Here is a 22,895-nt window from a genome sequence, read left to right as displayed (position 1 = left end):
CCCCGGCCCCGCGTCACCCGCGCCTGCCGCCCGCGATCCGGGCCGCGTCCGCGGCCTCCGTGCCTCGCGCCCAGCCCTCGGCGTCGCGTCCCTTGAGCCGGTGCGAGGTCGTCTCGGGGAACATGCGCCCGGCCGTCTCGCCGACCGCCACGTCGCGCGCGGCCAGCACCGGCAGTACCTCCGGCCGGGACTCCTCCGCCGCCACGTCCTGCACCGCCGCGGACAGCCGGTCGTTGATGCGGCCCGCGTAGGCGATCAGGAAGGACTCCCGGAAGTCGCGCGTACGGCGCGAGCGGCCGCGGGCGTGGTGGTCGTCGGCGGCGCGGTGCATGGCCGTGGTGGCCTGCACCAGCAGGGAGGTGTACAGCAGTTCCACGAGCTCCAGATCCGCGTCGAAGCCGATGACGGTGGAGAAGCCGTACTCCCCGGACCAGACCGCCTGGCAGTGGTTGGCCGCGGCCACCGCGTCCAGGAGCAGTGCCTTCGCCGATTCGTACGGGCCCTCGACGCCGATCCGGCAGGCGCCCGGCCCCTCGGCGGGCCCGGCCGAGCCCGCGGCCAGCAGCGCCTCGTCGATGGAGTGCCGCGCCATGAGCTCCTGTGCCTTCGCCGAGAGCGCCTCCGCCTCCTCCGCGAACTGCGTCGACTCCGCCTTCGCCAGCAGCGCGCGGATCCGCCCGAGCATGCGGGGCGGGGCGGCCGCGGTCCGCGCACCGCCGTGGGCGGTGCCCGGCAGCGGCCCGGCGCCGCCGATCCTCGGCAGCCGGTCCAGCAGCCGCAGCGCGCCGAGGGCACATGCGGCCGTCTCGAAGCGGCTCAGCCGCTCCCGCCGCGCGAACCCGTCCAGGAACGCCCTGTCGCCCCCGCTCTCCTCCTCCCACCACCAGGCCTGCGCGTCCAGCTCCGCCAGCTGCGCCGCCCACCGCGCACCGAGCGTGTCCGGGGCGTACCGCCGCGCCTCGGCGGCGATCACGTCGACGGTGAACCGCGTCTCGGCCGGCGTCAGCTCCCGCCGGGCCAGCCGGGCGACGTCCGCGGGCTGCCAGCCGTACTCCCAGCAGCGCCGTACGGTCGCCGAGGCGATCCGCAGGACCGCGCCGCTGATGGCGTCCCAGCCGGCGGGGGCGGCGGCGAGGGCGGACGCGGCGGCGTAGACCGCGTCGTCGAGCGCGTCCCCGCTCACCGCTCGCAGGCCGCGCAGGGCGGCCTCGACGGTCTCCAGCGGTGGCTCGGGCGGCACGGGCGTCTGCACGGTGGTGGTCCTTCGCGGCGGGGGGCGCCCCGGTGCGGGGCGGACCCCGATTCTGCCGCACCGCGCGCCCGCGCTGACCTGCGCTCCTTACCGGAGCGGCCGGCATCTTGCACAGGATTCCGGGTGACCGCGTCGGACTGCTGAAGGATCACCTCTCCCGGCAACCGGGGCGGGTACCGTTGCCAGGACCGACCCGCCCTCGACGGAGGTCCCTGTGAGTGCGCAGCCCGATGGCCCCTACGGACCGTTGATCCCGATGCCGGAGCTCACCCCCGACGCCCTGCGGACCGCCGTGGCCCGGATCGCCCCGAGCAGGATCCCGGCCCTCACACAGCATCTGTTCGAGGCGACGACGAACGCACAGCAGACCCAGAGCCTCGCTCCGCTGCGGGCCTTCGTCCACTCATGGGCTGTTTTCGTCGCTGTCGAGCGCCATCCCGAACGTGCTGCCCGTCTACGGGAACTGGAACGCATCGTGGATGCGGGCACAGAGGATCCGACGGAGGCCATGACCGAGATCCGGCGCATCCGGGAGGCCGCGGAGACAGAGGCCGGGCTGTGACCGACTGGACATGGGACTACGACCCGAGCGAAGAGTATGTCGCGGGGAAGCTGCCACCCGGCGTTGTGGCCGAGGTGGAACGGCTGGCGACCGAACTCTCCGCCCTCGGGAACGGATCGGCGAAGGTCGGCAGGCCTGTTGACCGGGAAGGCGGGCTCAGGGAGTTCGACATCCTCAGCGGACGTGGCTTCATCAGCTTCCTTGCCGTACCCCGCCAACGCTGCGTCCACATCTGCAACGTCACCTGGTACGGCTGACACCTTCGCTGCTCTGCGACGTTCTGCGGCAAAGCACCTGGGCCCCGGCGGATGCATCCGCCGGGGCCCAGGACTACTCACCCAAGGATCACGCGCCGGTCGCGCTCCCCGCGACCCACTTCGCCCAGTCCATGTTCCAGCCGTTGAGGCCGTTCTCCGGCGAGATCGTCTTGTCGTCGGAGTTCTTGACCTCGACGATGTCGCCGACCATCGAGTTGGAGAAGAACCAGGCACCCGAGGTGTTCGGGTCGTTCGCGCCCTGCTTGTCCTCCAGGCCGACGCAGCCGTGGCTGGTGTTGGCGACGCCGAAGACGCCGCTGCCCCAGTAGTTGCCGTGGATGAACGTGCCCGACGTGGACAGGCGCATCGCGTGCGGCACGTCCTTGATGTCGTACTCGCCCTTGCCGTCGGCCTTGGAGAAGCCCACGGTGGAGCCGTCCATCCGGGTCTCCACGAACTTCTCGGAGATGACCATCTTGCCGTTGTACGTGGGGTTGGACGGGCTGCCGGCCGAGATCGGGATGGTCTTGATGGTCTGGCCGTCGCGCACGACCGTCATCTTGTGCGTCTTGGCGTCGACCGTCGAGACCTGGGCGTGACCGATCTTGAACTTGATCGTCTTCTTCTGGACGCCCTTGACGTTCGGGGCGCCCTCGACGCCGTCGAGGTCCATCTTCAGCGTGACGTCCGAGCCGGCCTTCCAGTACTCCTGCGGACGGAAGTCCAGGCGCTGGGAGCTGAACCAGTGACCGACGACCTTCTGGCCGCTACTGGAGGTGACCTCCAGGTGGGACTGGACGGCCTTGCGGTCCTTGATGGGCTTGTCGAAGGTGACGGACACGGGCATGCCCGCACCCACGGTCGAGCCGTCCTCCGGCGTGAAGGAGCCGATGAAGCTGTTGTCGGGCGAAACGGTGGAGAAGGCGGAGTTCTCGGTGGCCTTGCGGCCCTTGTCGTCCTTGGCCTCGGCGATGACCTTGTACTTGGTCGAACGCTCAAGCTGCTTGTTCGGCTTCCAGGTCTTCTTGTCCGAAGATATTGAACCCTCGACCGGAGTGCCCTTGTCCGTCGTCATCTTGACGCTCACGAGCTCGCCGTCACCGACCGTGACCTGAACGGCGTCCGTCGTGATGCCGGCGTTAGCGGTGCCACCCTTAGGCGTGATCTTGATCTGCGCCTTGGAGGCATCCTTGGCGGCCGCGGCGTCGACCTGGCCCTGCGACTTGCCCTTGCCGTCGTCACCGCCCTTGGCGTCGTCACCGTCGCCGCCGCACGCCGCCAGAGTCAGCACACCGCCGAGCACAGCGGCCGCGGCCGCCAGGCCCTTGCGGCGCTTGCTGTACGTCATCACACGCTTCTCCATTGCTCCTGGACCCCGGAATCCCCGAGCCGATCATGGGGCTCGTAGGGTTACACGCATCCCGGCTACTACTTAAAACAACGCCCGTACCCTTTCTCCCGTTCCACACTTGGGGAAATTGTGGGGAAGGCCACGCCAGTGAAGACCCTCGGGCGGCGGACGCCGCAACCGGGGTCTTGAACAAGGCCGGAAGCCCTGCCGGGCAGGCGGGGAGCACTCGCGCCTTCCCCACGGGCCATCCGTATCACTAACATCGTGTCAGTCGGGACGCCCGGAGCTCCACGACCCCCAATCTCCATCGCCCCAAGGGGGATTCATCCCGTGACCGCACGCCGCCCGCTGCTGACCGCCGTCGCCGCCGGCACGCTGTTGTGTGCGATGTGGTTCGTACCGAGCGCCAACGCCTCCGCCGAGCGGCCGCCCCCCGTCGGCACCACCGCCCAGCGGGCCCCTGCGCCGGCAGCGGAACCGCCCACCGCCGCCACCGCCGCCAGGGCCGCCACCGCGCCGCAGGCCCTGGCGGCCACCGGCGGCGTCGACACCACCCCGTACCTCTTCGGCGGCGTGGCATTCGTCGCCGCGGGCGGCGCGCTGGTGACGACCGCTGCGCGCAAGTCGCCCACAGCGGCCGGGTAAACCGCAGGTCAGCCGAGCGGGCCGGTCACCGACTCGGCCGCCTCGACCAGCTGTCCGGCCCGTACGAACGCCTCCGCCGCGGCCAGGTCGGGGGCAAGGTAACGGTCCTCGCCCGGCCCCTCGACGCCCGCGGCGCGCACGGCCTTCAGCACGGCCTGCGTGGCGGGGGCGGGCGTCAGGCCGTCCCGCAGCTCGATGGCGCGCGTCGCCGCGACGAGCTCGACGGCGATGACCTTGCCGAGCGCGTCGACGGCCGTACGCAGCTTGCGCGCCGCCGACCAGCCCATCGAGACGTGGTCCTCCTGCATCGCGGAGGACGGGATCGAGTCCACGGACGCCGGCACGGCGAGCCGCTTCATCTCGCTGACCAGGGCGGCCTGCGTGTACTGGGCAATCATCAGGCCCGAGTCGACGCCCGCGTCCCCGGCCAGGAACGGCGGCAGTCCGTGCGAGCGGTCCTTGTCCAGCAGCCGGTCGGTACGGCGCTCGGCGACGGAGCCGAGGTCCGCGGCGGCGATGGCGAGGAAGTCGAGCACATAAGCGACCGGTGCGCCATGGAAGTTGCCGTTGGACTCCACACGCCCGTCGGACAGCACCACCGGATTGTCGACAGCCGCGGCCAGCTCGCGGTCGGCGACCAGCCGGGCATGGGCGAGCGTGTCCCGCCCGGCCCCCGCGACCTGGGGCGCGCAGCGGATCGAATACGCGTCCTGCACGCGCGGCGCGTCATCCTGGTGATGTCCGGTAAGTCCCGAACCCACCAGAACAGCGGCCATGTTGGCGGCACTGACGCCCTGCCCGGGGTGCGGGCGGATGGCGTGCAGCTCGGGGGCGAGGACCTTCTCGGACCCCAGCAGCGCCTCCAGCGACAGCGCGGCGGTGATGTCGGCCGAGGTCATCAGGCGGGAGAGGTCGGCGCAGGCCATCACCAGCATGCCCAGCATGCCGTCGGTGCCGTTGAGGAGCGCGAGCCCCTCCTTCTCCCGCAGCTCCAGGGGCTCGATGCGGTGCTCGGCCAGCAGCTGTGCGGCCGGCCGCACCACGCCGTCCGGCCCCTCCGCGTCGCCCTCTCCCATCAGCGCGAGCGCACAGTGCGACAGCGGCGCCAGGTCGCCGGAGCACCCCAGCGACCCGTACTCGTGCACGACCGGGGTGATGCCGGCGTTGAGAACGGCGGCCATGGTCTCCACGACCAGCGGCCGTACGCCCGTGTGCCCCGAGGCGAGGGTCTTCAGCCGCAGGAACATCAGCGCCCGCACGACCTCACGCTCGACGCGCGGACCCATGCCCGCGGCGTGCGAGCGAACGATGTTGCGCTGCAGGCGGGCCCGCAGCTCAGGGCTGATGTGGCGGGTGGCGAGGGCGCCGAAACCGGTCGAGACGCCGTAGACGGGGTCGGGCTTGGCAGCCAGGTCGTCGATCACCCGCCGCGCCGCGGCGACGGCGGCCAGCGCTTCCTCGGACACGACGACGCGCGCACCATCGCGCGCCACGGCAATCACATCGTCCGCGGTCGTCCCGGCCGTCCCCATCACCACAGTGTGCATATCCATATTCAGGCACCCTAGAGACTGAATCGCGACCTGTCACTAGTCGCCCGTGTGCCAGTTACAACGCCGACGGGGCCGCCACCCTTCCGCCGAACCGGGACGCAGCCACCGAACCGGCCCGAGGGGCCGGGGGCGGGGCGGGACGGGCCCTGGCGGGGGCCTGGCAGGGGCCTGGCAGGGGGTGGGAGGGACCTGGCAGGGGCCTGGCAAGGGGCTGGCAGGGGGCTGGCGGGCCCCCGGGCAAGGACCTGGCAAGGGCCCTAGCAGGGACCTGGGGGATGCCTTTGGGGCACCTCCCAGCGGTAGCTGGGGGAGTGATTCGCGGCGACTTCGGGGACGCCCCTGACGTTCGGACGGGCCGCACATCATGCCCCAGAAGGGCCCGTCCCGCCCCGGTCCCGGCCTCGCCCCCGGAACCGCCGCCGCTCCGCCGCACCCGCGGGAGCCGGCGGCCGGTCCGCCAGCCGCACCACCGGGTCCTCGCGACCCCCGTCCCGCCCCGCGACCACCGGCTCGGCCGACCGCGCCCCCTTGGCCCGGTATTGCGCCGCGTCCGCCAGCCGGAACAGCCGTCGAGCGGACCGCACCGGCCCGATCGGGTCACCGGTGGAGGCCACCCCGCACGCGACCCCCTCGCCCAGCTCCAGCTCCCCGGCCCGCCGGCACAGCTCGTCCGCGATCCGCACCACCTCGTCCGCCGTCGGCCCCACCGTCAGCAGACAGAACTCGTCACCGCCCAGCCGCGCCGCCAACGCCCCCGGCAGCTTCGCCCCGCACAGCGACAACACTGAGGCAAAACGTTCCAGCAGCCGGTCACCCACGGCGTGCCCCAACGTGTCGTTGACCCGCTTGAGACCGTTGAGGTCACACACCACCAGGCTGACGACCACGCCGTCCAACTGGTGCCGCTCCAAGGCCTCGTCGAGACGCGCGTCGACGGCTCGCCGGTTGGCGAGCCCGGTGAGGGGGTCGGTGAAGGCGAGCCGCCGCACCTCCTCCAGCCGCTCGGTCTGCGCGATCCCGGACGCGGTCACCGCCGCCAGAACCGTGGCGAACTCGGCATCCCCGCGCCCGAACACCGGTGCTCCGACGCTCCGCGCCACATAGAGCTCGCCCCACGCCCGCCCGTGCAGCATGATCGGCGCGACGACGCAGCATCCGCGCTGCCGTCGCCGCAGGGCGGCCACCCTCTGGTGACGGTAGGCCCCCGCACCACCCACGGCGCCCGCGGCGTCCCCGGCATCCCCGGTTCCCCCGGCACCCCGGGTACCCCGGGCTCCCCGGGCGTTCCCGGCATCCCCGGTTCTCCCGAAGTCCCGGGTACCCCCGGTACCCCCGGCACCCCCGGAGTCCACCGTGCCCTCCGCCGTCTCCACCCAGGCGTGCGGCTGCCCGCCAGCCCTCCCCCAGCTACCGCTGGGAGGTGCCCCCACCTCGTGCAGGAACTCGGCGATCTCGGGAAACGCGTGCACGGGGTACGACTCGTCGCCGGGGAACCGTTCTTCCCCCGCCGCCCGTTCACCGACGTTGACCAGCACCCGCAGCCGTCCGTGCTCGCGCTCCCACACCGAGACCGCGGCGAACGAGCCGCCCAGGGCGCGCCGCGCCCCCTCCGCGGCGGCCTCGACGGACTCGAGCGGGGTGTACGCGGCCGCCATCGCCTGCGCCAGTTCCACCACGGCGCGCAGGCGGTCGTCGCGCTCCCCGTCAGCAGCCACCCGAGCCTCACATTCCGTCACTGCGCGCAGGTCCTGCACTCCAGCCTAAGAATGTTGAGCTCATTCCGCTTTATAAGGGCCTTTATGCGCTGTTGAGCGGCAGTTCCCGACGCCCGCTCACTCCCCCGGCCAGTCCGGCGTCCGCTTCTCGTTGAAGGCCGCCACGCCCTCGGCACGGTCGCCGGAGAAGGCCACCGTGCGCCAGGCGGCGTCCTCCACCTCCAGGCCGGCCCGCAGGTCCAGCCCCTGCCCCAGCCGCAGCGCACGCTTCGCGGCCCGTACCCCGACCGGCGAGTTGCGCGCGATGCGCGCGGCCAGGGCCAGCGCCTCCGCCCGGTCCTGCCCGGCCTCGGTCAGCACGTCGACGAGGCCCAACTCCCGGGCCTCGGCGGCCTCCACCCGCCGGGCGCTGAAAATCAGCTCGGCGGCCCGCGCGGCGCCGACCCGGCGCGGCAGCAGCTGCGTACCGCCACCGCCGGGGATCACGCCCACCGAGACCTCGGGCAGCCCGACCACTGCCGTGGTGTCCGCGACGATCAGGTCGCACGACAGCGCCAGCTCGAAGCCGCCGCCCAGGGCGAAGCCGTGCACGGCGGCGATGGCGGGCATGGGCAGCTCGAGGACGCCCGTGTAGCAGGCACGCGCGTGGGGACGCTGGCGCAGCAGCTCCGCGTCCGTGAAGGAATTGCGCTCCTTGAGGTCCGCACCCACGCAGAAGGCACGCTCGTGGGTGGAGGTGAGGACGACGGCCCGTACGTCGCGGTCGGCGGCGAGCGCGGCGGTGGCCTCGGCGACGCCGCGGCCGAGCTCGGTGGAGACGGCGTTCATGGCCTTGGGGCGGTCCAGCACCAGCTCGGCCACGTGGCCGCCCTCGTGCTTGCGGATCGCGATCCATTCTCCGAAGCGACGCTCGCTCACGCTTTGCCCTCCCGGTCTCCGAGTGTCGTGCCAGGGCACTGATCATGCCCGGCGCGGGCCTGCGGGGCCATAGCTCGCCGTCGTCGGGTTCGGGGCCGGGGCGGGACGCGCCCTTCTGGGGGCTGGATTATTTACGGCAACCCTCAACGTCGAGCGAGCCCGGCATGTCGCCGCAAATAACCCTTACGCCCCCTGCCAGGGCCCGTCCCGCCCCGGCCCCTCCGGCCGGTGGGCGAGCAGCCGCCAGTCCGGGTCGCGGGCCATCATCCCGCGGGGTGGGGGAAGCAGACCCGACAACGGGCCGCAGGCCGTTCCAGCCCCTCCGGCCGGTGGGCGAGCAGCCGCCTGTCCGGGTCGCGGTGGCCATCATCCTGCGGGGTGGGGGAAACAGACCCGACAACGGGCCGCAGGCCGTTCCAGCCCCTCCGGCCGGTGGGCGAGCAGCCGCCAGTCCGGGTCGCGGGCCATCATCCCGCGAGGCAGCGGCAAAACCCGACAACGGGCCGTGGCCCCCCAGCCCCTCCGGCCGGTGCGGGAACAGCCGCCCGTCCGCGTTGTGGGCCATCGTCCCGCGGGGGCAGCGGCACGAACCCGACAACGGGCCGCAGGCCGCCCCCGGCCCCTTCGGCCGGTGGGCGAGCCGCACGCCCGGGTTGTCGGCGATCTTCACCTGGGGCGGGGCGGGGCGGCGGGCGCGAGCCCGATGACGGGCCGTGGAGCCCAGCACGCGCCGGCCGGCCGCGGCGCGCCCGTCAGCCACGCCGGCGCGTCAGCAGCCACGGCTCCACGACGCCCAGCCCCCGCACCGGCCGCTGCCACATCGGCTGCAGTGCGAACCGGTACGCGGCGTGCTCCTCGCCCGCCTGCTCGGCCGCCGCGGCCTCCGCCTCGGACTTGGGCGCGTCACCGGCGCGCGCGAGCTCCTCGGCCAGGGCACCGTCGACCAGGACCGCGTCCTTCGGCGCTATCGAGGTCAGCCGGCTGGCCAGGTTCACGGTCGTGCCGAAGACGTCGCCCATCCGGGTCGTGACCGTGCCGAAGGCGATGCCGACCCGCAGCTCGGGCATCGTCTCGTCGTTCGTCAGGGTCTCGATCAGCCGCAGGCCGATCTCGGCGGCGGTCCCGGCGTCGTCGGCCGCGTACAGCACTTCGTCGCCCAGGGTCTTGATGAGCCGGCCGCCGTGTGCGGCCACCAGGTCGGCGGCCGTCGTCTCGAAGGCCTCGACCAGCTCGCCGAGCTCCTCCTCCTCCAGGCGCCGGGTCAGCCGGGTGAAGCCGACGAGGTCGGCGAAGCCGACGGCCAGCCGACGGTCGACCATCTCCGCGTCGTCCGCGGCCTGGACGACGCGGCCGGTGGCGGCGGCGAGCTGCCGCCGCCAGACGTAGATGAGGAACTCCTCCAGCTCGGGCAGCAGCAGCTCGACCAGCGGGTAGGTGATCTCGGTGCGGGACATGCCCTCCTGAGGCTCGGTCAGGCCCTCCAGGAAGGAGTCGATCTGCCAGTCGGCGAGCCGTGCGGTGGTCTGACCGGTGGACCGGGCGACCTGCACGGCCATGGGCTCGCTCAGCAGCCCGGCCTCCACCAGGCCCGCGAGCCGTCGCAGGGCCAGGACGTCGGCCTCGGTGAGCGCCTTCGCCTGCCCGATGTCGGCGAAGCCCATGGCGCGCCAGAACCGGGCGGCGAGGTCCATGGAGACGCCGGCCGCGCGCGCGGCCTGGAACGGGGTGTAGCGCCGCTCGGCGCCGAGGATGAGGGCTTCGAGCCGGAGCGCGAGCGGGTCGCCGCCCTCCTCGTCGAAGTCCTCCTCGACCTCCCGGGAAGCAGCCCCGCGCGCAGCACCGTCCTCCCCCGTGCCCTCAACGGCACGGGAGGTACCCCCACCGTCGGCGGTCACCGCCCGCCCCCTGTCCGATCCCTGCGCACTGCCCTGCCGATCGCTGCTCGCTTAGGTTCCGGGCACAACGATACGTCAGGTGTGCCGTAGCTCACTCTCCCAACGGCACGGCGCTCACTCTTTACGACGTTTAAGACCCTGCGGGCCGCAAATGGACGATGTCACCCGCGCCCACCGGCTCCTGCACCCCGGCGGCCGTCGCAAGGACCAGCCGTCCGTCGCCGTCGACGGCGACGGCCTCACCGACGAGCTCCCGGCCGCCGGGCAGTTCGGCCCGTACGGACCGGCCGAGCGTGGCGCAGCCGATGGCGTACGCCTCCTGCAGACGGCAGAGGACGGGGTCGCCCCCGGCGCGGCGCCACTCGCCGTACCACTCCTCCAGTGAGCGCAGCACGGCCCGCAGCAGCGGGTCGCGGTCGAGCACCTTCGCCCCGGCGAGCGCCAGCGATCCGGCGCCGGGCACCGGCAGCTCGTCGGCGCGCAGGGAGACGTTGAGGCCGATGCCCACGACGACACTGTCCCCGGTGCGCTCGGCGAGGATGCCGCCGGCCTTGCGCTCCTCGTCGCCGACGGTCACCAGCAGGTCGTTGGGCCACTTCAGGGCGGTGTCGATGCCGGCCGCGCGGGAGATCGCGGCGGCGGTGGCGACGCCGGCGAGCAGCGGCAGCCAGCCCCACCTCTCGGCGGGCACGCCGGGACCGGGGGTGAGCAGGACGGAGAAGAAGAGCCCGGAGCGCGGCGGCGCCGACCAGGTCCGGTCGAGGCGGCCGCGCCCGGCGGACTGCTCCTCGGCGACGAGCACCGCGCCCTCGGCACCGCCGGAGGCGACGAGGTCGCTGTTGGTGGACCCGGTCCGCGGGACCACGTCGACGGAGGTCCACAGCGCGTCGGGGCGCAGCAGCCCGCGCCGCAGGGCGGCGGCGTTCAGGGGGGGCCGGTCCAGGTCGGACCAGCGGTTGCCGGAGGCGTCGGAGGGCGTCATAACAGCCACCATAGGAGGCAGGCGGGGACGAATCGGTGTGGCCAACGACGCACTGCCGCAGCGCATCCGCGCGGCTACGCTACGAGCCGGTAGCACCGGTCAGCCATACCTCTTCAGCCCACACCTCTGGACGAGCAGGAGCCGTATCCCGTGTCCGAGCCGGAAGCCAATGGATTCGACATCCACACCACAGCGGGCAAGCTCGCGGATCTGCAGCGCCGGATCGAGGAGGCGACGCACGCCGGCTCCGCGCGTGCGGTGGAGAAGCAGCACGCCAAGGGAAAGCTGACGGCGCGCGAGCGGATCGATCTGCTGCTGGACGAGGGTTCGTTCGTCGAACTGGATGAGTTCGCACGGCACCGCTCGACCAACTTCGGCATGGACGCCAACCGCCCGTACGGGGACGGCGTCGTCACCGGCTACGGCACGGTCGACGGCCGTCCGGTGGCGGTCTTCTCGCAGGACTTCACGGTCTTCGGCGGCGCACTCGGCGAGGTCTTCGGCCAGAAGATCGTCAAGGTGATGGACTTCGCCCTGAAGACAGGGTGCCCGGTCATCGGCATCAACGACTCGGGCGGCGCGCGCATCCAGGAGGGCGTGGCCTCCCTGGGCATGTACGGGGAGATCTTCCGCCGCAACACGCACGCCTCGGGTGTGATCCCGCAGATCTCCCTGGTCGTCGGCCCCTGCGCGGGCGGCGCGGTCTACTCCCCCGCGATCACCGACTTCACGGTGATGATCGATCAGACCTCGCACATGTTCATCACCGGCCCGGACGTCATCAAGACGGTCACCGGCGAGGACGTGGGCTTCGAGGAGCTGGGTGGCGCCCGGACGCACAACACGACCTCGGGCGTGGCGCACCATATGGCGGGCGACGAGAAGGACGCCGTCGACTACCTCAAGGCCCTGCTGTCGTACCTGCCGTCCAACAACCTCTCCGAGCCCCCGGCCTTCCCCGAGGAGGCCGACCTGGAGGTCTCGGACACCGACCGTGAGCTGGACACGCTCATCCCGGACTCGGCGAACCAGCCCTACGACATGCACACCGTCATGGAGCACGTGCTCGACGACGGGGAGTTCCTGGAGACCCAGGCGCTGTTCGCGCCGAACATCGTCACCGGCTTCGGCCGGGTCGAGGGCCGGCCGGTGGGCGTGGTCGCCAACCAGCCGATGCAGTTCGCGGGCTGTCTGGACATCAACGCCAGCGAGAAGGCCGCGCGCTTCGTCCGCACCTGCGACGCCTTCAACATTCCCGTGCTCACCTTCGTCGACGTCCCCGGCTTCCTGCCAGGCACCGACCAGGAGTACAACGGCATCATCCGCCGCGGCGCCAAGCTGATCTACGCCTACGCCGAGGCCACGGTCCCCCTGATCACGGTGATCACCCGCAAGGCGTACGGGGGCGCGTACGACGTCATGGGCTCCAAGCACCTGGGGGCGGATCTCAACCTCGCCTGGCCCACCGCGCAGATCGCCGTCATGGGCGCCCAGGGCGCGGTCAACATCCTGCACCGCCGTTCCCTCGCGGCCGCGACCGGCCCGCAGGAGCAGGAGGACCTGCGCGCCCAGTTGATCGCCGACTACGAGGACACCCTGCTCAATCCGTACGTCGCCGCCGAGCACGGCTACGTCGATGCGGTGATCATGCCGTCGGACACCCGCCGGCAGATCGTGCGCGGGCTGCGCGCGCTGCGCGACAAGCGCGAGGCGCTGCCCCCCAAGAAGCACGGCAACATCCCCCTGTAAGCCGCCTCCATACCGGTCACGAAGGAAGGGACGCTGACGTGATCAAGGTCGTACGGGGCAATCCGACCCCCGAGGAGCTGGCCGCCGCCCTGGCGGTGGTTCAGGCCCGCGCGGCGGCCGCAGCGGCCGCCGCGCCGCCCGCCGCGCTCCGCCCGGAGTGGTCCAGCCCGGCCCGCCTGGCCTCGGCCCGCCGCATCCCGCGCCCGGGCCCGGGGGCCTGGCGCACCACCTACTGGCCCTCCTGAGCCGGTGCCGGCCCTCCTTCGGGCCCGGCGGGCCCGGCACCCTCCGATGTGACCGTGGCGCCTGAGTACGCGTACTCAGGCGCCACGCGCTTCGCGGCCGGAGCATGGAGGTCATGCTCTGGTCCGACCCGTCCGATGAACCGCCCGAGGAGCTGCGCGAGGCGCAGGCCATGCTCCGGCGGGCGGGGGTCGTGCTGGCAGTGGGAATGGTGGTGCTGTTCGTGCTGCTGGGAATGGGCTGAGGTCACAGCCGCCTCATAGGTTTGCCCTGACCGCAACCGCATTCGCCCGATTCGCGTCATGCCCAGTGATATGCCGTGAAACGGAGAACCGCGGGAGTCTGCCACGCCATGAACAAGCCCGTACGCCACATAGCGATATTCACCGGGTTGCTCGTGCTCGCCCTGCTGGTGCGGGCGACCTGGGTGCAGTTCGTCCGCACCGACGAGCTGGCCAACCACGACAAGAACCGGCGGGTCGCCATCGCGAGCTTCTCCCAGCCGCGCGGCAACATCATCGTCGGCGGCCAGCCCATCACCGGTTCCGCGGTGACCGAAGGCAGCGACCTGAAGTACAAGCGCACCTTCACCGACGGCAGGATGTACGCCCCGGTGACGGGCTTCTTCTCGCAGGGCTACGGCAGCACCCAGCTGGAGAGCCTCAACAACAAGCTGCTCAACGGCACCGACGACCGCCTGTTCCTCCAGCGCACGAGCGACATGCTCACCGGCAAGAAGGCGCGCGGCGGCGACGTGGTGACGACCATCGACCCGAAGGCGCAGAAGGCGGCGTTCGAGGGCCTGGGCGACAAGAAGGGCGCCGTCGTCGCCCTCGACCCGCGCACCGGCAAGATCCTCGCCCTCGCCTCCACCCCCTCGTACGACCCCTCCGTCTTCGCGGGCACCGGCAGCAAGGACAAGGCCGCCTGGGAGGAGCTGGAGAAGGACAAGGACAAGCCCACGCTGAACCGGGCGCTCAAGGAGGTCTACCCGCCCGGCTCCACCTTCAAGATCGTCACGGCGTCCGCGGCCCTGGAGAACGGCCTCTACAGCGACATCAACGCCAGGACCGATTCGCCCGACCCCTGGACCATGCCCGGCACCCGGACCGTGCTGCCCAACCAGAACCCGACCGCGCCCTGCAAGGACGCCCCGCTGAACGTGGCGATGCAGCACTCCTGCAACAACGTCTACGGCAAGGTCAGCTCCGACCTCGGCAAGCAGAAGATGAAGGCGACGGCCGAGAGGTTCGGCTTCAACAACGCCGAGGTCGACACCCCGGTCCGCGCGGCGAGGAGCACCTTCCCCGAAAACATCAACACCTCGCAGACCGCTCTCGCCGGCATCGGCCAGGGCAGCCTCACCGCCACCCCGCTGCAGGTCGCCATGATGACGGCCGCGATCGCCAACGACGGCAGGCTGATGAAGCCCTACATGGTCGAGGAGCTGCGCGGCCCGGACCTCCAGAGCATCGACAGGCACCAGCCCGAGGAGATGTCGCAGGCCGTCTCGCCCGAGGTGGCCAAGAAGGTCCAGCAGATGATGGAGGACACCGCGACGAAGGGCACCGGCAAGGCCGCGCTCATCGACGGCGTCACCGTCGGCGGCAAGACCGGCACCGCCGAGCGGGGCAAGGACCAGAAGAACCTCGCCTGGTTCATCTCCTACGCCAAGGGGGCCGACGGCTCCCCCGTCGCCGTCGCCGTCATGATCGACCCCGACGACAGCGTGCCGGACGACCAGATCTCCGGCGGCAGGCTCGCCGGGCCGATCGCCAAGAAGGTCATGCAGGCCGTGCTCGACAAGTGACGCCCCGTGCCGCCCGTAGGCTGGCCCGCATGACCGACAGCACCCCGCGCCGCCGCCTCGTCCTCGCCTCCCAGTCCCCCGCCCGCCTCGGCCTGCTGCGCCAGGCCGGGCTGGCGCCCGAGGTGATCGTCAGCGGGGTGGACGAGGACGCGCTCGACGCGCCGACCCCCGCCGGGCTGGCCCTGATCCTGGCCGAGGCGAAGGCCGCGGCCGTCGCCGGCCAGGACGCGGCGGCCGGGGCCCTGGTCGTCGGCTGCGACTCGGTGCTGGAGCTGGACGGCCAGGCGCTGGGGAAGCCGGCCGACGCCGAGGAGGCCACGGCCCGCTGGAAGTCGATGCGCGGCCGCTCCGGCGTCCTGCGCACCGGGCACTGCGTCATCGACACCGCCACCGGCCGCCGGGCCTCGGCGACCGCCTCCACCACCGTCCGCTTCGGTGAGCCCTCCGACGCCGAGATCGCGGCCTACGTGGCCTCGGGCGAGCCTCTGCACGTCGCAGGCGCCTTCACCCTCGACGGCCGCTCCGCCCCGTTCGTCCAGGGCATCGACGGTGACCCCGGCAACGTCATCGGCCTGTCGCTCCCGCTGCTCCGCGAGCTGCTCGCGGAACTGGGGACCGGCATCACCGACCTGTGGGTGTAGCCCCTAGAGCGGCAGCGCGCTCGTGACGCGGCCGACCTCGGTCAGCTGCTTGAGCTGCTTGAGCTGCTTGAGCTTGCTGAGCCCCTTGGGGAAGACACCGGGGTAGATGCTCATGTCCGGGTCGGGGGCCATGTCCTGTGCGGTGGGGATGCCCTCGGGGGGCTGCATCGCCTCCGGGCCCGTCTGCGCAGGGGCGGCCTTCGCCGGGCCTGTCTTCGCCCGGGCGCCCTTGGCCGGAGCGCCCTTGGCCGGAGCGCCCTTCGACGGAGCGCCCTTCGACGGAGCAGCCTTCCCCGGAGCGCCCTTCGACGGAGCAGCCTCGGCCGGAGCACCCTTGGCCGGAGCAGCCTTCCCTGGAGCGCCCTTCGACGGAGCAGCCTTCGACGGGGTGGCCTTCACGGGCACAGCCGGCGACGGGGTGGCCTTCACAGGCACGGCCGGCGGCGGGGTGCCCTTCGCGGGCGCGGTCGGCGGCGGGGCGGTGACAGGGCCGGCGTTCGACGAGGGGGGCGGCGCCACCGGCGTCGGCGCGACGGGGGCGGCAGTGGCGGTGGCGGCCGAGGACATGGACAGAGCGGCGCCGGCCAGGACGGCAGCGGCAGCAATGCGCTTGATCATGACTTCATCAACGATGTCCGGGTATTTCGGTCACGATTCCCTGCGCCGGGGGAGCAAATCCGCCACGCCACAAGCGGAGTTCACACCCACCCGGAATCCATCTCTGTCGGATCGGCCGCGCCCGGACCCGAATTGCCGCGCCGGACCGCAGACTTCCCGCGCGCCCCGGGCGGGCCGGCGGAGCATGACGGGCGCTGTGCGAGGCTGGGAGGTCCGCCCGTACCGCCTCCCCGAAGGAGCCCGCACCTCATGCCGCAGTCCGTCGACCGCGCCCTGGACGTCCTGGACGCCGTCGCCGCGTCCGACGGGCCCGTGCCCGCCAAGGCCCTCGCCCGGCGGCTGGGCTGCGGCCTGTCCACGGTGTACGAGCTGCTGGGTGCCCTCACCGCCCGCGGCCACCTGGTCCGCACGCCCGCCGGCTACGTCCTGGGCTACCGGGTGCCCTCCCTGCACCACGCCTTCCAGCGGCAGATGCGGATGAGTGCCGAGGTGCAGGAGCTGCTGCAGCGGACACGCCGGGCGGCGGGCGTGGACACGTACTTCAGCACCTTCCGCGACGGCGGCATCGCCGTGCTCGCCGCGGCCACCGCCTCGCACCCGGCCACCGGCGGCTTCACTACCGGCCGGGACGACGCCGGGCACGCCACCGCCCACGGCAAGGTCCTGCTGGCGGCCCTGCCCCGGGCCGCCCGGCTGCGCTATCTGGCGGCATCCGGGATGCGCGCGATCACCCCGCGCACGATCACCTCGCCCGAGCGGCTGGACGCACAGCTACGACAGGTCGGACGCGAGGGAATGGCCGTGGAGGTCGAGGAGTGTGCGCCGGGTGTGGCGTGTGTGGCGGTGCCGGTGCCCACCCCCGGCGCGCTCACGGCGGTCTCGGCGGCCCTGCCCCTGGAGGACTTCCAGCGGCGCGGCCGGCAGGTGACCGAGGCCCTGCGCCATGTCGCGGCGGAGGCGGCCAAGTTCCAGGGCGCGGCCGACATCACCGGGCCTACTAGCGGGTAGATCTAACCGGAAGAAGCCCTACCGTCCGGGACGGCGCGCAAACTTTGCGTCACCCATTCGTAGGGACTCCACAAAGAAACGGCTCCACCACCCCTCGCTCACCGCCGAGAGCTTGACCACACCCTGATGCGACCGGCACGCCGGGAAAGCGGGCGTACCGTGGATGATCTGGGGACTTCGGCTCGCACACGGCTCCCTTCTCACGCTCCGTGTGGGCAAGGTCACCCCGGAAGTCGGGTCGGCACAGAGTGTCGCCAGTACCTAAACTCACCTTGTTTCAAGGAGGGAGCCATCGTGCGCAAGGTGCTCATCGCCAACCGTGGCGAAATCGCTGTCCGCGTCGCTCGTGCATGCCGGGACGCCGGGATCGGAAGTGTGGCGGTCTACGCCGACCCCGACCGCGACGCGTTGCATGTCCGCGCGGCCGACGAGGCCTATGCGCTGGGCGGTGACACTCCCGCAACCAGCTATCTCGACGTCGCCAAGGTCCTTGCCGCCGCCGCCGAGTCCGGCGCGGACGCCATCCACCCGGGCTACGGCTTCCTGTCGGAGAACGCCGACTTCGCGCAGGCCGTCATCGACGCGGGCCTGACCTGGATCGGCCCGCCCCCGCAGGCCATCCGCGACCTCGGCGACAAGGTGGCGGCCCGTCACATCGCGCAGCGCGCGGGGGCCCCCCTCGTCGCCGGCACGCCCGACCCGGTCAGCGGGGCGGACGAGGTCGTCGCGTTCGCCGAGGAGAACGGCCTGCCGATCGCCATCAAGGCCGCCTTCGGCGGCGGTGGCCGCGGTCTGAAGGTCGCCCGGACGCTCGAAGAGGTCCCCGAGCTCTACGACTCGGCCGTCCGCGAGGCCGTGGCCGCCTTCGGCCGCGGCGAGTGCTTCGTCGAGCGCTACCTGGACCGGCCGCGCCACGTCGAGACCCAGTGCCTGGCCGACAAGCACGGCAACGTGGTCGTCGTCTCCACCCGCGACTGCTCGCTGCAGCGCCGCCACCAGAAGCTCGTCGAGGAGGCCCCCGCGCCGTTCCTGTCCGACGAGCAGAACGCGGAGCTCTACCGCGCCTCGAAGGCCATCCTGCGCGAAGCGGGCTACGAGGGCGCCGGTACCTGTGAATTCCTGGTCGGCCAGGACGGCACGATCTCCTTCCTGGAGGTCAACACCCGCCTCCAGGTCGAACACCCGGTCACCGAAGAGGTCACCGGCATCGACCTCGTCCGTGAGATGTTCCGCATCGCCGACGGCGAGGAACTGGGTTACGACGACCCGCCCCTGCGCGGCCACTCCTTCGAGTTCCGCATCAACGGCGAGGACCCGGGCCGCAACTTCCTGCCCGCCCCCGGCACCGTCACCCGCTTCGACCCCCCGGCCGGCCCCGGTGTCCGGCTGGACGCGGGCGTGGAGTCGGGCTCGGTCATCGGCCCGGCCTGGGACTCCCTCCTGGCCAAGCTGATCATCACCGGCGCCACCCGTGAGCAGGCCCTGCAGCGAGCGGCCCGTGCCCTGGCGGAGTTCCAGGTCGAGGGCATGGCCACGGCCATCCCCTTCCACCGGGCCGTCGTCGCCGACCCCGCCTTCACCTCGGACCCCTTCCGGATCCACACCCGGTGGATCGAGACCGAGTTCGAGAACACCATCGCGCCCTTCGCCGGCGCGACGGCCGACGAGGACGAGGAGACCCCCGGCCGCGAGACCGTGGTCGTCGAGGTGGGCGGCAAGCGCCTGGAGGTCTCCCTGCCCTCCTCCCTCGGCATGACCATCGCGCGCACCGCCGCGGCGGGCGGGGCCAAGCCCAAGCGCCGTGCCGCCAAGAAGTCCGGCTCCGCGGCCTCCGGCGACGCCCTGGCCTCCCCGATGCAGGGCACCATCGTCAAGGTGGCCGTCGAGGAGGGCCAGGAGGTCAACGAGGGCGACCTGATCGTGGTCCTGGAGGCCATGAAGATGGAGCAGCCGCTGAACGCCCACCGCTCCGGCACGGTCAAGGGCATCACGGCCGAGGTCGGCGCGTCGGTCTCCTCCGGCGCCGTCATCTGCGAGATCAAGGACTGATCCCGGTCTTCGCACCGCCCACGGGCCCCGGCCGCACAGGCCGGGGCCCGTGGGCATTCGTGGACCGGCCCGCGCATCGGCCTGGCATCCTTGACTGACGGGGACTGCGGTACCTGAGGCCGGGAGTGCGGCCACCGACCGGGAGGACTGACGGAATGGCGACCGACGCGGCGCAGACGTCACCACGACCTATGCGCGCGGACGCCCGGCGCAACTACGAGCGGCTGCTCGTGGAGGCCCGTACGGCGTTCACCGAGCACGGCACGGACGCCTCACTGGAGGACATCGCCAAGCGGGCGGGCGTCGGCATCGGCACGCTCTACCGGCACTTCCCCAACCGCACGGCGTTGATGAGCGCGGTCTTCCAGGGCGAGGTCGACGGCCTGCTCGCCCGCTCCCGCGAGCTGCTGGCGTCCCCCGAGCCCTGCCGGGCGCTCGTCGCCTGGCTGCGGGCCATCGTGGCCCACGCGAGCACCTACCGGGGCCTCTCACGGGCCCTGATGGCCGCTCAGAGCGACGAGGCGTCGGCGATGTCCCGGTGCAGCCTGCCGATGCGCGAGGCGGGCAGCACGCTGCTCGCGAGGGCGCAGCGGGCCGGCGCCATCCGCGAGGACGTGGACATCGCCGACCTGATGCAGTTGACCAACGCCATTTCGCTGGCGGTCGAACAGTCCCCGGACGACCCGGGGTTGGCCGACCGCCTGCTCACCCTGACGCTGACGGGGATAAAGGCACAGCCCGCCCCCGCCCAGGGCGGGTCCGCAAAGTAGCGCCGTACGCCCGACGGGCGTGACCCGCGGCGTCCGGTGCGTGCGGTCGCAGGGCGGAGGGTGGAGGGTCGTCCTCGTACTGGCGTACCCGGGCGATCCCGACGACGCGGCGAGCTCGCCCGGCCACCGCTGGGAGGTGCCCGCAGTGCCGGGCGCCGCGGGCCGGGCGGGACTTTGCGGACACGCCCTAGCGCCGCCTCGGGGCGAGGTCCGCCACCCGGGCCGTGGCCTGGTCGCCCAGGGGCGCCGCGCTGCGCAGCTGCGCGCCCGGTGGCCCGCCCTGGCCCGGCCCGCCCTGCTGGCCGTGGCCCAGGGGCAGGTTTCTGCGCTGTCCCGGCAGCGGCGGCACGTCCCTGCGGCGGGCCGCCGAGGAGACCGCGTCGCCGTGCACCGCCCCGGTCCCCGCGCCCGACCCCGCGCCGGGCCCGGCGACGGAGATGTGCACGCCCTGGTCGGCCAGCGCCTGGAGCTCGGTGGCGGCCCGGTCGTCGTGGGCGGGCGGTTCGTCGGTCACGAGTCTGGTGATCACGTCCGTGGGCACGGTCTGGAACATGGTGTCGGTGCCCAGCTTCGTGTGGTCCGCGAGGACCACCACCTCCGCCGCGGCCTGCACCAGCGCCCGGTCCACGCTCGCGGAGAGCATGTTGGACGTGGAGAGCCCGCGCTCGGCGGTCAGCCCGCTCCCGGACAGGAAGGCCCGGGTGACCCGCAGTCCCTGCAGGGACTGCTCGGCTCCGCTGCCGACCAGTGCGTAGTTGGACCCGCGCAGGGTGCCGCCGGTCATGACGACCTCGACGCGGTTGGCATGGGCCAGTGCCTGGGCGACGAGCAGGGAATTGGTGACCACCGTCAGACCCGGTACGCGCGCGAGCCGGCGGGCCAGCTCCTGCGTGGTGGTACCGGCGCCGACGACGACGGCCTCGCCCTCTTCGACGAAGCTCGCCGCGAGATCGGCGATGGCCGTCTTCTCGGCGGTCGCTAGATGGGATTTCTGCGGGAAGCCGGACTCCCTGGTGAAACCGCCCGGCAGCACCGCACCGCCGTGCCGGCGGTCGAGCAGTCCTTCGGCCTCCAGCGCCCGCACGTCACGCCGTACGGTCACTTCTGAGGTCTGGACGACGCGGGCGAGCTCCCGGAGCGAAACCGCTCCGTTGGCCCGCACCATTTCGAGGATCAATTGGCGACGTTCTGCAGCGAACACGAAACCGACAGTAACGCCAACGACCATCTGTTTTCAGCAGGTTGCAGCAATTAACGGAAGTTGTTCGTAGTGCAGACCGAGAAGTGATATAGGGAACCGGAACGCCCGGTACCTGCCCCCTGCGGTCCCGCTAGCCCTCCCGCTGCGTCTTCCTCGTGTGCAGCTGCCGCGCGACCTCGGCGATGGAGCCGGACAGCGACGGGTAGACGGTGAACGCGTTGGCGATCTGCTCCACGGTCAGATTGTTGTCGACCGCGATCGCGATCGGATGGATGAGCTCACTCGCCCGCGGAGAGACGACCACACCACCCACGACGATGCCCGTGCCGGGACGGCAGAACATCTTCACAAAACCATCCCGAATACCTTGCATCTTCGCTCGCGGATTGCGCAGCAACGGAAGTTTGACGACACGAGCGTCAATCAGACCGTTGTCGACATCGGCCTGCGTATACCCGACCGTAGCAATCTCGGGATCCGTAAATACGTTCGCGGATACAGCCTTGAGATTGAGCGGCGCGACCGCGTCACCGAGGAAGTGGTACATCGCGATCCGGCCCTGCATCGCCGCGACCGACGCCAGCGCGAGCACTCCCGTGCAGTCACCGGCGGCGTAGACGCCCGGCGCGCTGGTGCGCGAGACCCGGTCCGTCCAGATGTGCCCGGAGTCCTTGAGCCGGATGCCGGCCTCCTCCAGCCCGATCCCCGCCGTGTTGGGGATCGAGCCCACGGCCATCAGGCAGTGCGTACCGGTGATCACTCGCCCGTCGGCCAGCGTGACCTCCACCCGGTCGCCCACCCGCTTGGCGGACTCCGCCCGGGAGCGGGCCATGACGTTCATGCCGCGCCGCCGGAAGACGTCCTCCAGGACGGCGGCGGCGTCCGGGTCCTCGCCCGGCAGCACGCGGTCCCGGCTCGACACCAGCGTCACCTTGGACCCCAGCGCCTGGTACGCGCCGGCGAACTCCGCACCGGTCACACCCGAGCCGACCACGATGAGCTCCTCGGGGAGCTCGTCCAGGTCGTAGACCTGCGTCCAGTTCAGGATCCGCTCGCCGTCCGGCAGCGCGTCGGGGATCTCCCGGGGGTGCGCACCCGTCGCGATCAGGACGGCGTCCGCGGGCAGCGTCTCCTCGGTCCTGTCCGCGGCCGTCACCACGACCCGGCGCGATCCGTCGGTGGCCTGGTTCGGCTCCAGCCGTCCCCGGCCCCGCAGCACCCGCCCGCCGGCCCGCGTCACCGACGCGGTGATGTCGTGCGACTGGGCCAGCGCGAGGCGCTTGACCCGTCGGTTGACCTTGCCCAGGTCCACGCCCACCACACCGGCGGCCTGTTCCAGCGGCGGCGTGTCGTCGGCGACGATGATCCCCAGCTCCTCGTACGAGGAGTCGAAGGTCGTCATCACCTCGGCCGTCGCGATTAGAGTCTTCGAAGGCACGCAGTCGGTGAGTACCGACGCCCCGCCCAGACCGTCGCAGTCGACGACGGTCACCTCCGCGCCGAGCTGCGCGGCGACGAGCGCCGCCTCATAGCCGCCGGGTCCGCCACCGATGATCACGATCCGAGTCACGTACTCCATTGTCCCGCACCCATCAAAGCGGCTCCTTCCGGGGCCTCCCTACGCGATCCTTACGCCGATCTGTGAGAACTCTGTACGAAATCCGACAGAAAGTTCC

General features: G+C 72.0%; 21 protein-coding genes. 11 read left to right on the top strand and 10 right to left on the bottom strand.

Annotation, left to right across the window (positions count from 1 at the left end):
• Positions 1-13 precede the first annotated feature (13 nt).
• Positions 14-1,252: a DUF2786 domain-containing protein gene (locus AB0F13_RS01400; RefSeq protein WP_362073258.1), complete on the bottom strand. Its 1,239-nt coding sequence runs from the start codon at positions 1,250-1,252 to the stop codon at positions 14-16.
• A 214-nt stretch (positions 1,253-1,466) separates the two neighbouring features.
• Here AB0F13_RS01400 and AB0F13_RS01395 point away from each other — a divergent pair, with 214 nt between their 5' ends.
• Together AB0F13_RS01395 and AB0F13_RS01390 are read left to right on the top strand one after the other, a co-directional pair.
• Complete coding sequence (locus AB0F13_RS01395; RefSeq protein WP_362073255.1) at positions 1,467-1,814, top strand: DUF6247 family protein; 348 nt, start codon at positions 1,467-1,469, stop codon at positions 1,812-1,814.
• Entirely contained in the window at positions 1,811-2,071 is a 261-nt protein-coding gene (locus AB0F13_RS01390; protein WP_362073252.1) for a hypothetical protein, read from the top strand. Before AB0F13_RS01395 ends, AB0F13_RS01390 begins: the two co-directional genes overlap by 4 nt.
• An 88-nt stretch (positions 2,072-2,159) precedes the next feature.
• Here AB0F13_RS01390 and AB0F13_RS01385 read toward each other — a convergent pair whose 3' ends face one another.
• Positions 2,160-3,434, bottom strand: coding sequence for an Ig-like domain-containing protein (locus AB0F13_RS01385; protein ID WP_362073249.1), 1,275 nt, complete (start codon positions 3,432-3,434; stop codon positions 2,160-2,162).
• Positions 3,435-3,752: 318 nt separating this feature from the next.
• Between AB0F13_RS01385 and AB0F13_RS01380 the strand changes: the two genes are divergently transcribed.
• Positions 3,753-4,067: a hypothetical protein gene (locus AB0F13_RS01380; RefSeq protein ID WP_362073247.1), complete on the top strand. Its 315-nt coding sequence runs from the start codon at positions 3,753-3,755 to the stop codon at positions 4,065-4,067.
• A gap of 8 nt (positions 4,068-4,075) precedes the next feature.
• Here the strand turns inward: AB0F13_RS01380 and hutH are convergent, their stop codons facing one another.
• From hutH to AB0F13_RS01355, 5 genes are all read right to left on the bottom strand, one after another.
• A complete protein-coding gene (gene hutH / locus AB0F13_RS01375; protein WP_362073244.1) occupies positions 4,076-5,620 on the bottom strand; it encodes a histidine ammonia-lyase in 1,545 nt (514 codons plus the stop codon).
• A 362-nt stretch (positions 5,621-5,982) separates the two neighbouring features.
• Positions 5,983-7,275 carry a diguanylate cyclase gene (locus tag AB0F13_RS01370; protein WP_362074432.1) on the bottom strand — a complete coding sequence of 431 codons (1,293 nt, stop codon included), beginning with the start codon at positions 7,273-7,275 and terminating at the stop codon, positions 5,983-5,985.
• A gap of 177 nt (positions 7,276-7,452) precedes the next feature.
• Positions 7,453-8,253: an enoyl-CoA hydratase-related protein gene (locus tag AB0F13_RS01365; RefSeq protein ID WP_362073241.1), complete on the bottom strand. Its 801-nt coding sequence runs from the start codon at positions 8,251-8,253 to the stop codon at positions 7,453-7,455.
• 752 nt (positions 8,254-9,005) lie between these two features.
• A complete protein-coding gene (locus tag AB0F13_RS01360; protein WP_362073238.1) occupies positions 9,006-10,148 on the bottom strand; it encodes an adenylate/guanylate cyclase domain-containing protein in 1,143 nt (380 codons plus the stop codon).
• A 130-nt stretch (positions 10,149-10,278) separates the two neighbouring features.
• Positions 10,279-11,130, bottom strand: a complete 852-nt coding sequence (locus tag AB0F13_RS01355) for a biotin--[acetyl-CoA-carboxylase] ligase (protein ID WP_362073235.1) — start codon at positions 11,128-11,130, stop codon at positions 10,279-10,281.
• 150 nt (positions 11,131-11,280) lie between these two features.
• Between AB0F13_RS01355 and AB0F13_RS01350 the strand changes: the two genes are divergently transcribed.
• From AB0F13_RS01350 to AB0F13_RS01330, 5 genes are all read left to right on the top strand, one after another.
• The gene (locus AB0F13_RS01350; protein WP_362073232.1) at positions 11,281-12,879 is read left to right on the top strand and encodes an acyl-CoA carboxylase subunit beta; all 1,599 of its coding nucleotides are present in this window, start codon (positions 11,281-11,283) and stop codon (positions 12,877-12,879) included.
• A gap of 38 nt (positions 12,880-12,917) precedes the next feature.
• Positions 12,918-13,124, top strand: a complete 207-nt coding sequence (locus AB0F13_RS01345) for an acyl-CoA carboxylase subunit epsilon (protein ID WP_362073229.1) — start codon at positions 12,918-12,920, stop codon at positions 13,122-13,124.
• A gap of 113 nt (positions 13,125-13,237) precedes the next feature.
• The gene (locus AB0F13_RS01340) at positions 13,238-13,366 is read left to right on the top strand and encodes a hypothetical protein (protein WP_362073226.1); all 129 of its coding nucleotides are present in this window, start codon (positions 13,238-13,240) and stop codon (positions 13,364-13,366) included.
• A 108-nt stretch (positions 13,367-13,474) separates the two neighbouring features.
• A complete protein-coding gene (locus tag AB0F13_RS01335) occupies positions 13,475-14,932 on the top strand; it encodes a penicillin-binding transpeptidase domain-containing protein (RefSeq protein WP_362073223.1) in 1,458 nt (485 codons plus the stop codon).
• Between the two features lie 29 nt (positions 14,933-14,961).
• Positions 14,962-15,573, top strand: a complete 612-nt coding sequence (locus AB0F13_RS01330) for a nucleoside triphosphate pyrophosphatase (RefSeq protein ID WP_362073220.1) — start codon at positions 14,962-14,964, stop codon at positions 15,571-15,573.
• Positions 15,574-15,576: 3 nt separating this feature from the next.
• Here the strand turns inward: AB0F13_RS01330 and AB0F13_RS01325 are convergent, their stop codons facing one another.
• A complete protein-coding gene (locus AB0F13_RS01325) occupies positions 15,577-16,191 on the bottom strand; it encodes a hypothetical protein (protein ID WP_362073217.1) in 615 nt (204 codons plus the stop codon).
• A 249-nt stretch (positions 16,192-16,440) separates the two neighbouring features.
• Here AB0F13_RS01325 and AB0F13_RS01320 point away from each other — a divergent pair, with 249 nt between their 5' ends.
• The 3 genes from AB0F13_RS01320 to AB0F13_RS01310 all read left to right on the top strand — a co-directional run bounded on the left by AB0F13_RS01320 (position 16,441) and on the right by AB0F13_RS01310 (position 20,018).
• The gene (locus tag AB0F13_RS01320; protein WP_362073214.1) at positions 16,441-17,199 is read left to right on the top strand and encodes an IclR family transcriptional regulator C-terminal domain-containing protein; all 759 of its coding nucleotides are present in this window, start codon (positions 16,441-16,443) and stop codon (positions 17,197-17,199) included.
• A gap of 294 nt (positions 17,200-17,493) precedes the next feature.
• Positions 17,494-19,248 (top strand): biotin carboxylase N-terminal domain-containing protein, encoded by a 1,755-nt coding sequence (locus AB0F13_RS01315; protein WP_362073211.1) that lies wholly within the window; start codon positions 17,494-17,496, stop codon positions 19,246-19,248.
• A 155-nt stretch (positions 19,249-19,403) separates the two neighbouring features.
• Complete coding sequence (locus tag AB0F13_RS01310) at positions 19,404-20,018, top strand: TetR/AcrR family transcriptional regulator (protein ID WP_362073208.1); 615 nt, start codon at positions 19,404-19,406, stop codon at positions 20,016-20,018.
• A gap of 187 nt (positions 20,019-20,205) precedes the next feature.
• On the opposite strand, the gene AB0F13_RS01305 is transcribed toward AB0F13_RS01310, so the two are convergent.
• Together AB0F13_RS01305 and AB0F13_RS01300 are read right to left on the bottom strand one after the other, a co-directional pair.
• Entirely contained in the window at positions 20,206-21,246 is a 1,041-nt protein-coding gene (locus AB0F13_RS01305) for a DeoR/GlpR family DNA-binding transcription regulator (RefSeq protein WP_362073205.1), read from the bottom strand.
• Between the two features lie 103 nt (positions 21,247-21,349).
• Positions 21,350-22,798, bottom strand: coding sequence for an NAD(P)H-quinone dehydrogenase (locus tag AB0F13_RS01300; RefSeq protein ID WP_362073202.1), 1,449 nt, complete (start codon positions 22,796-22,798; stop codon positions 21,350-21,352).
• Positions 22,799-22,895: the final 97 nt, after the last annotated feature.

The organism is Streptomyces sp. NPDC026206, from assembly GCF_040638465.1.
In the GTDB taxonomy this organism is placed as follows: domain Bacteria; phylum Actinomycetota; class Actinomycetes; order Streptomycetales; family Streptomycetaceae; genus Streptomyces.
Note: the sequence above shows the minus strand (reverse complement) of the source record. Positions and strands in the feature narration are given on the sequence as shown.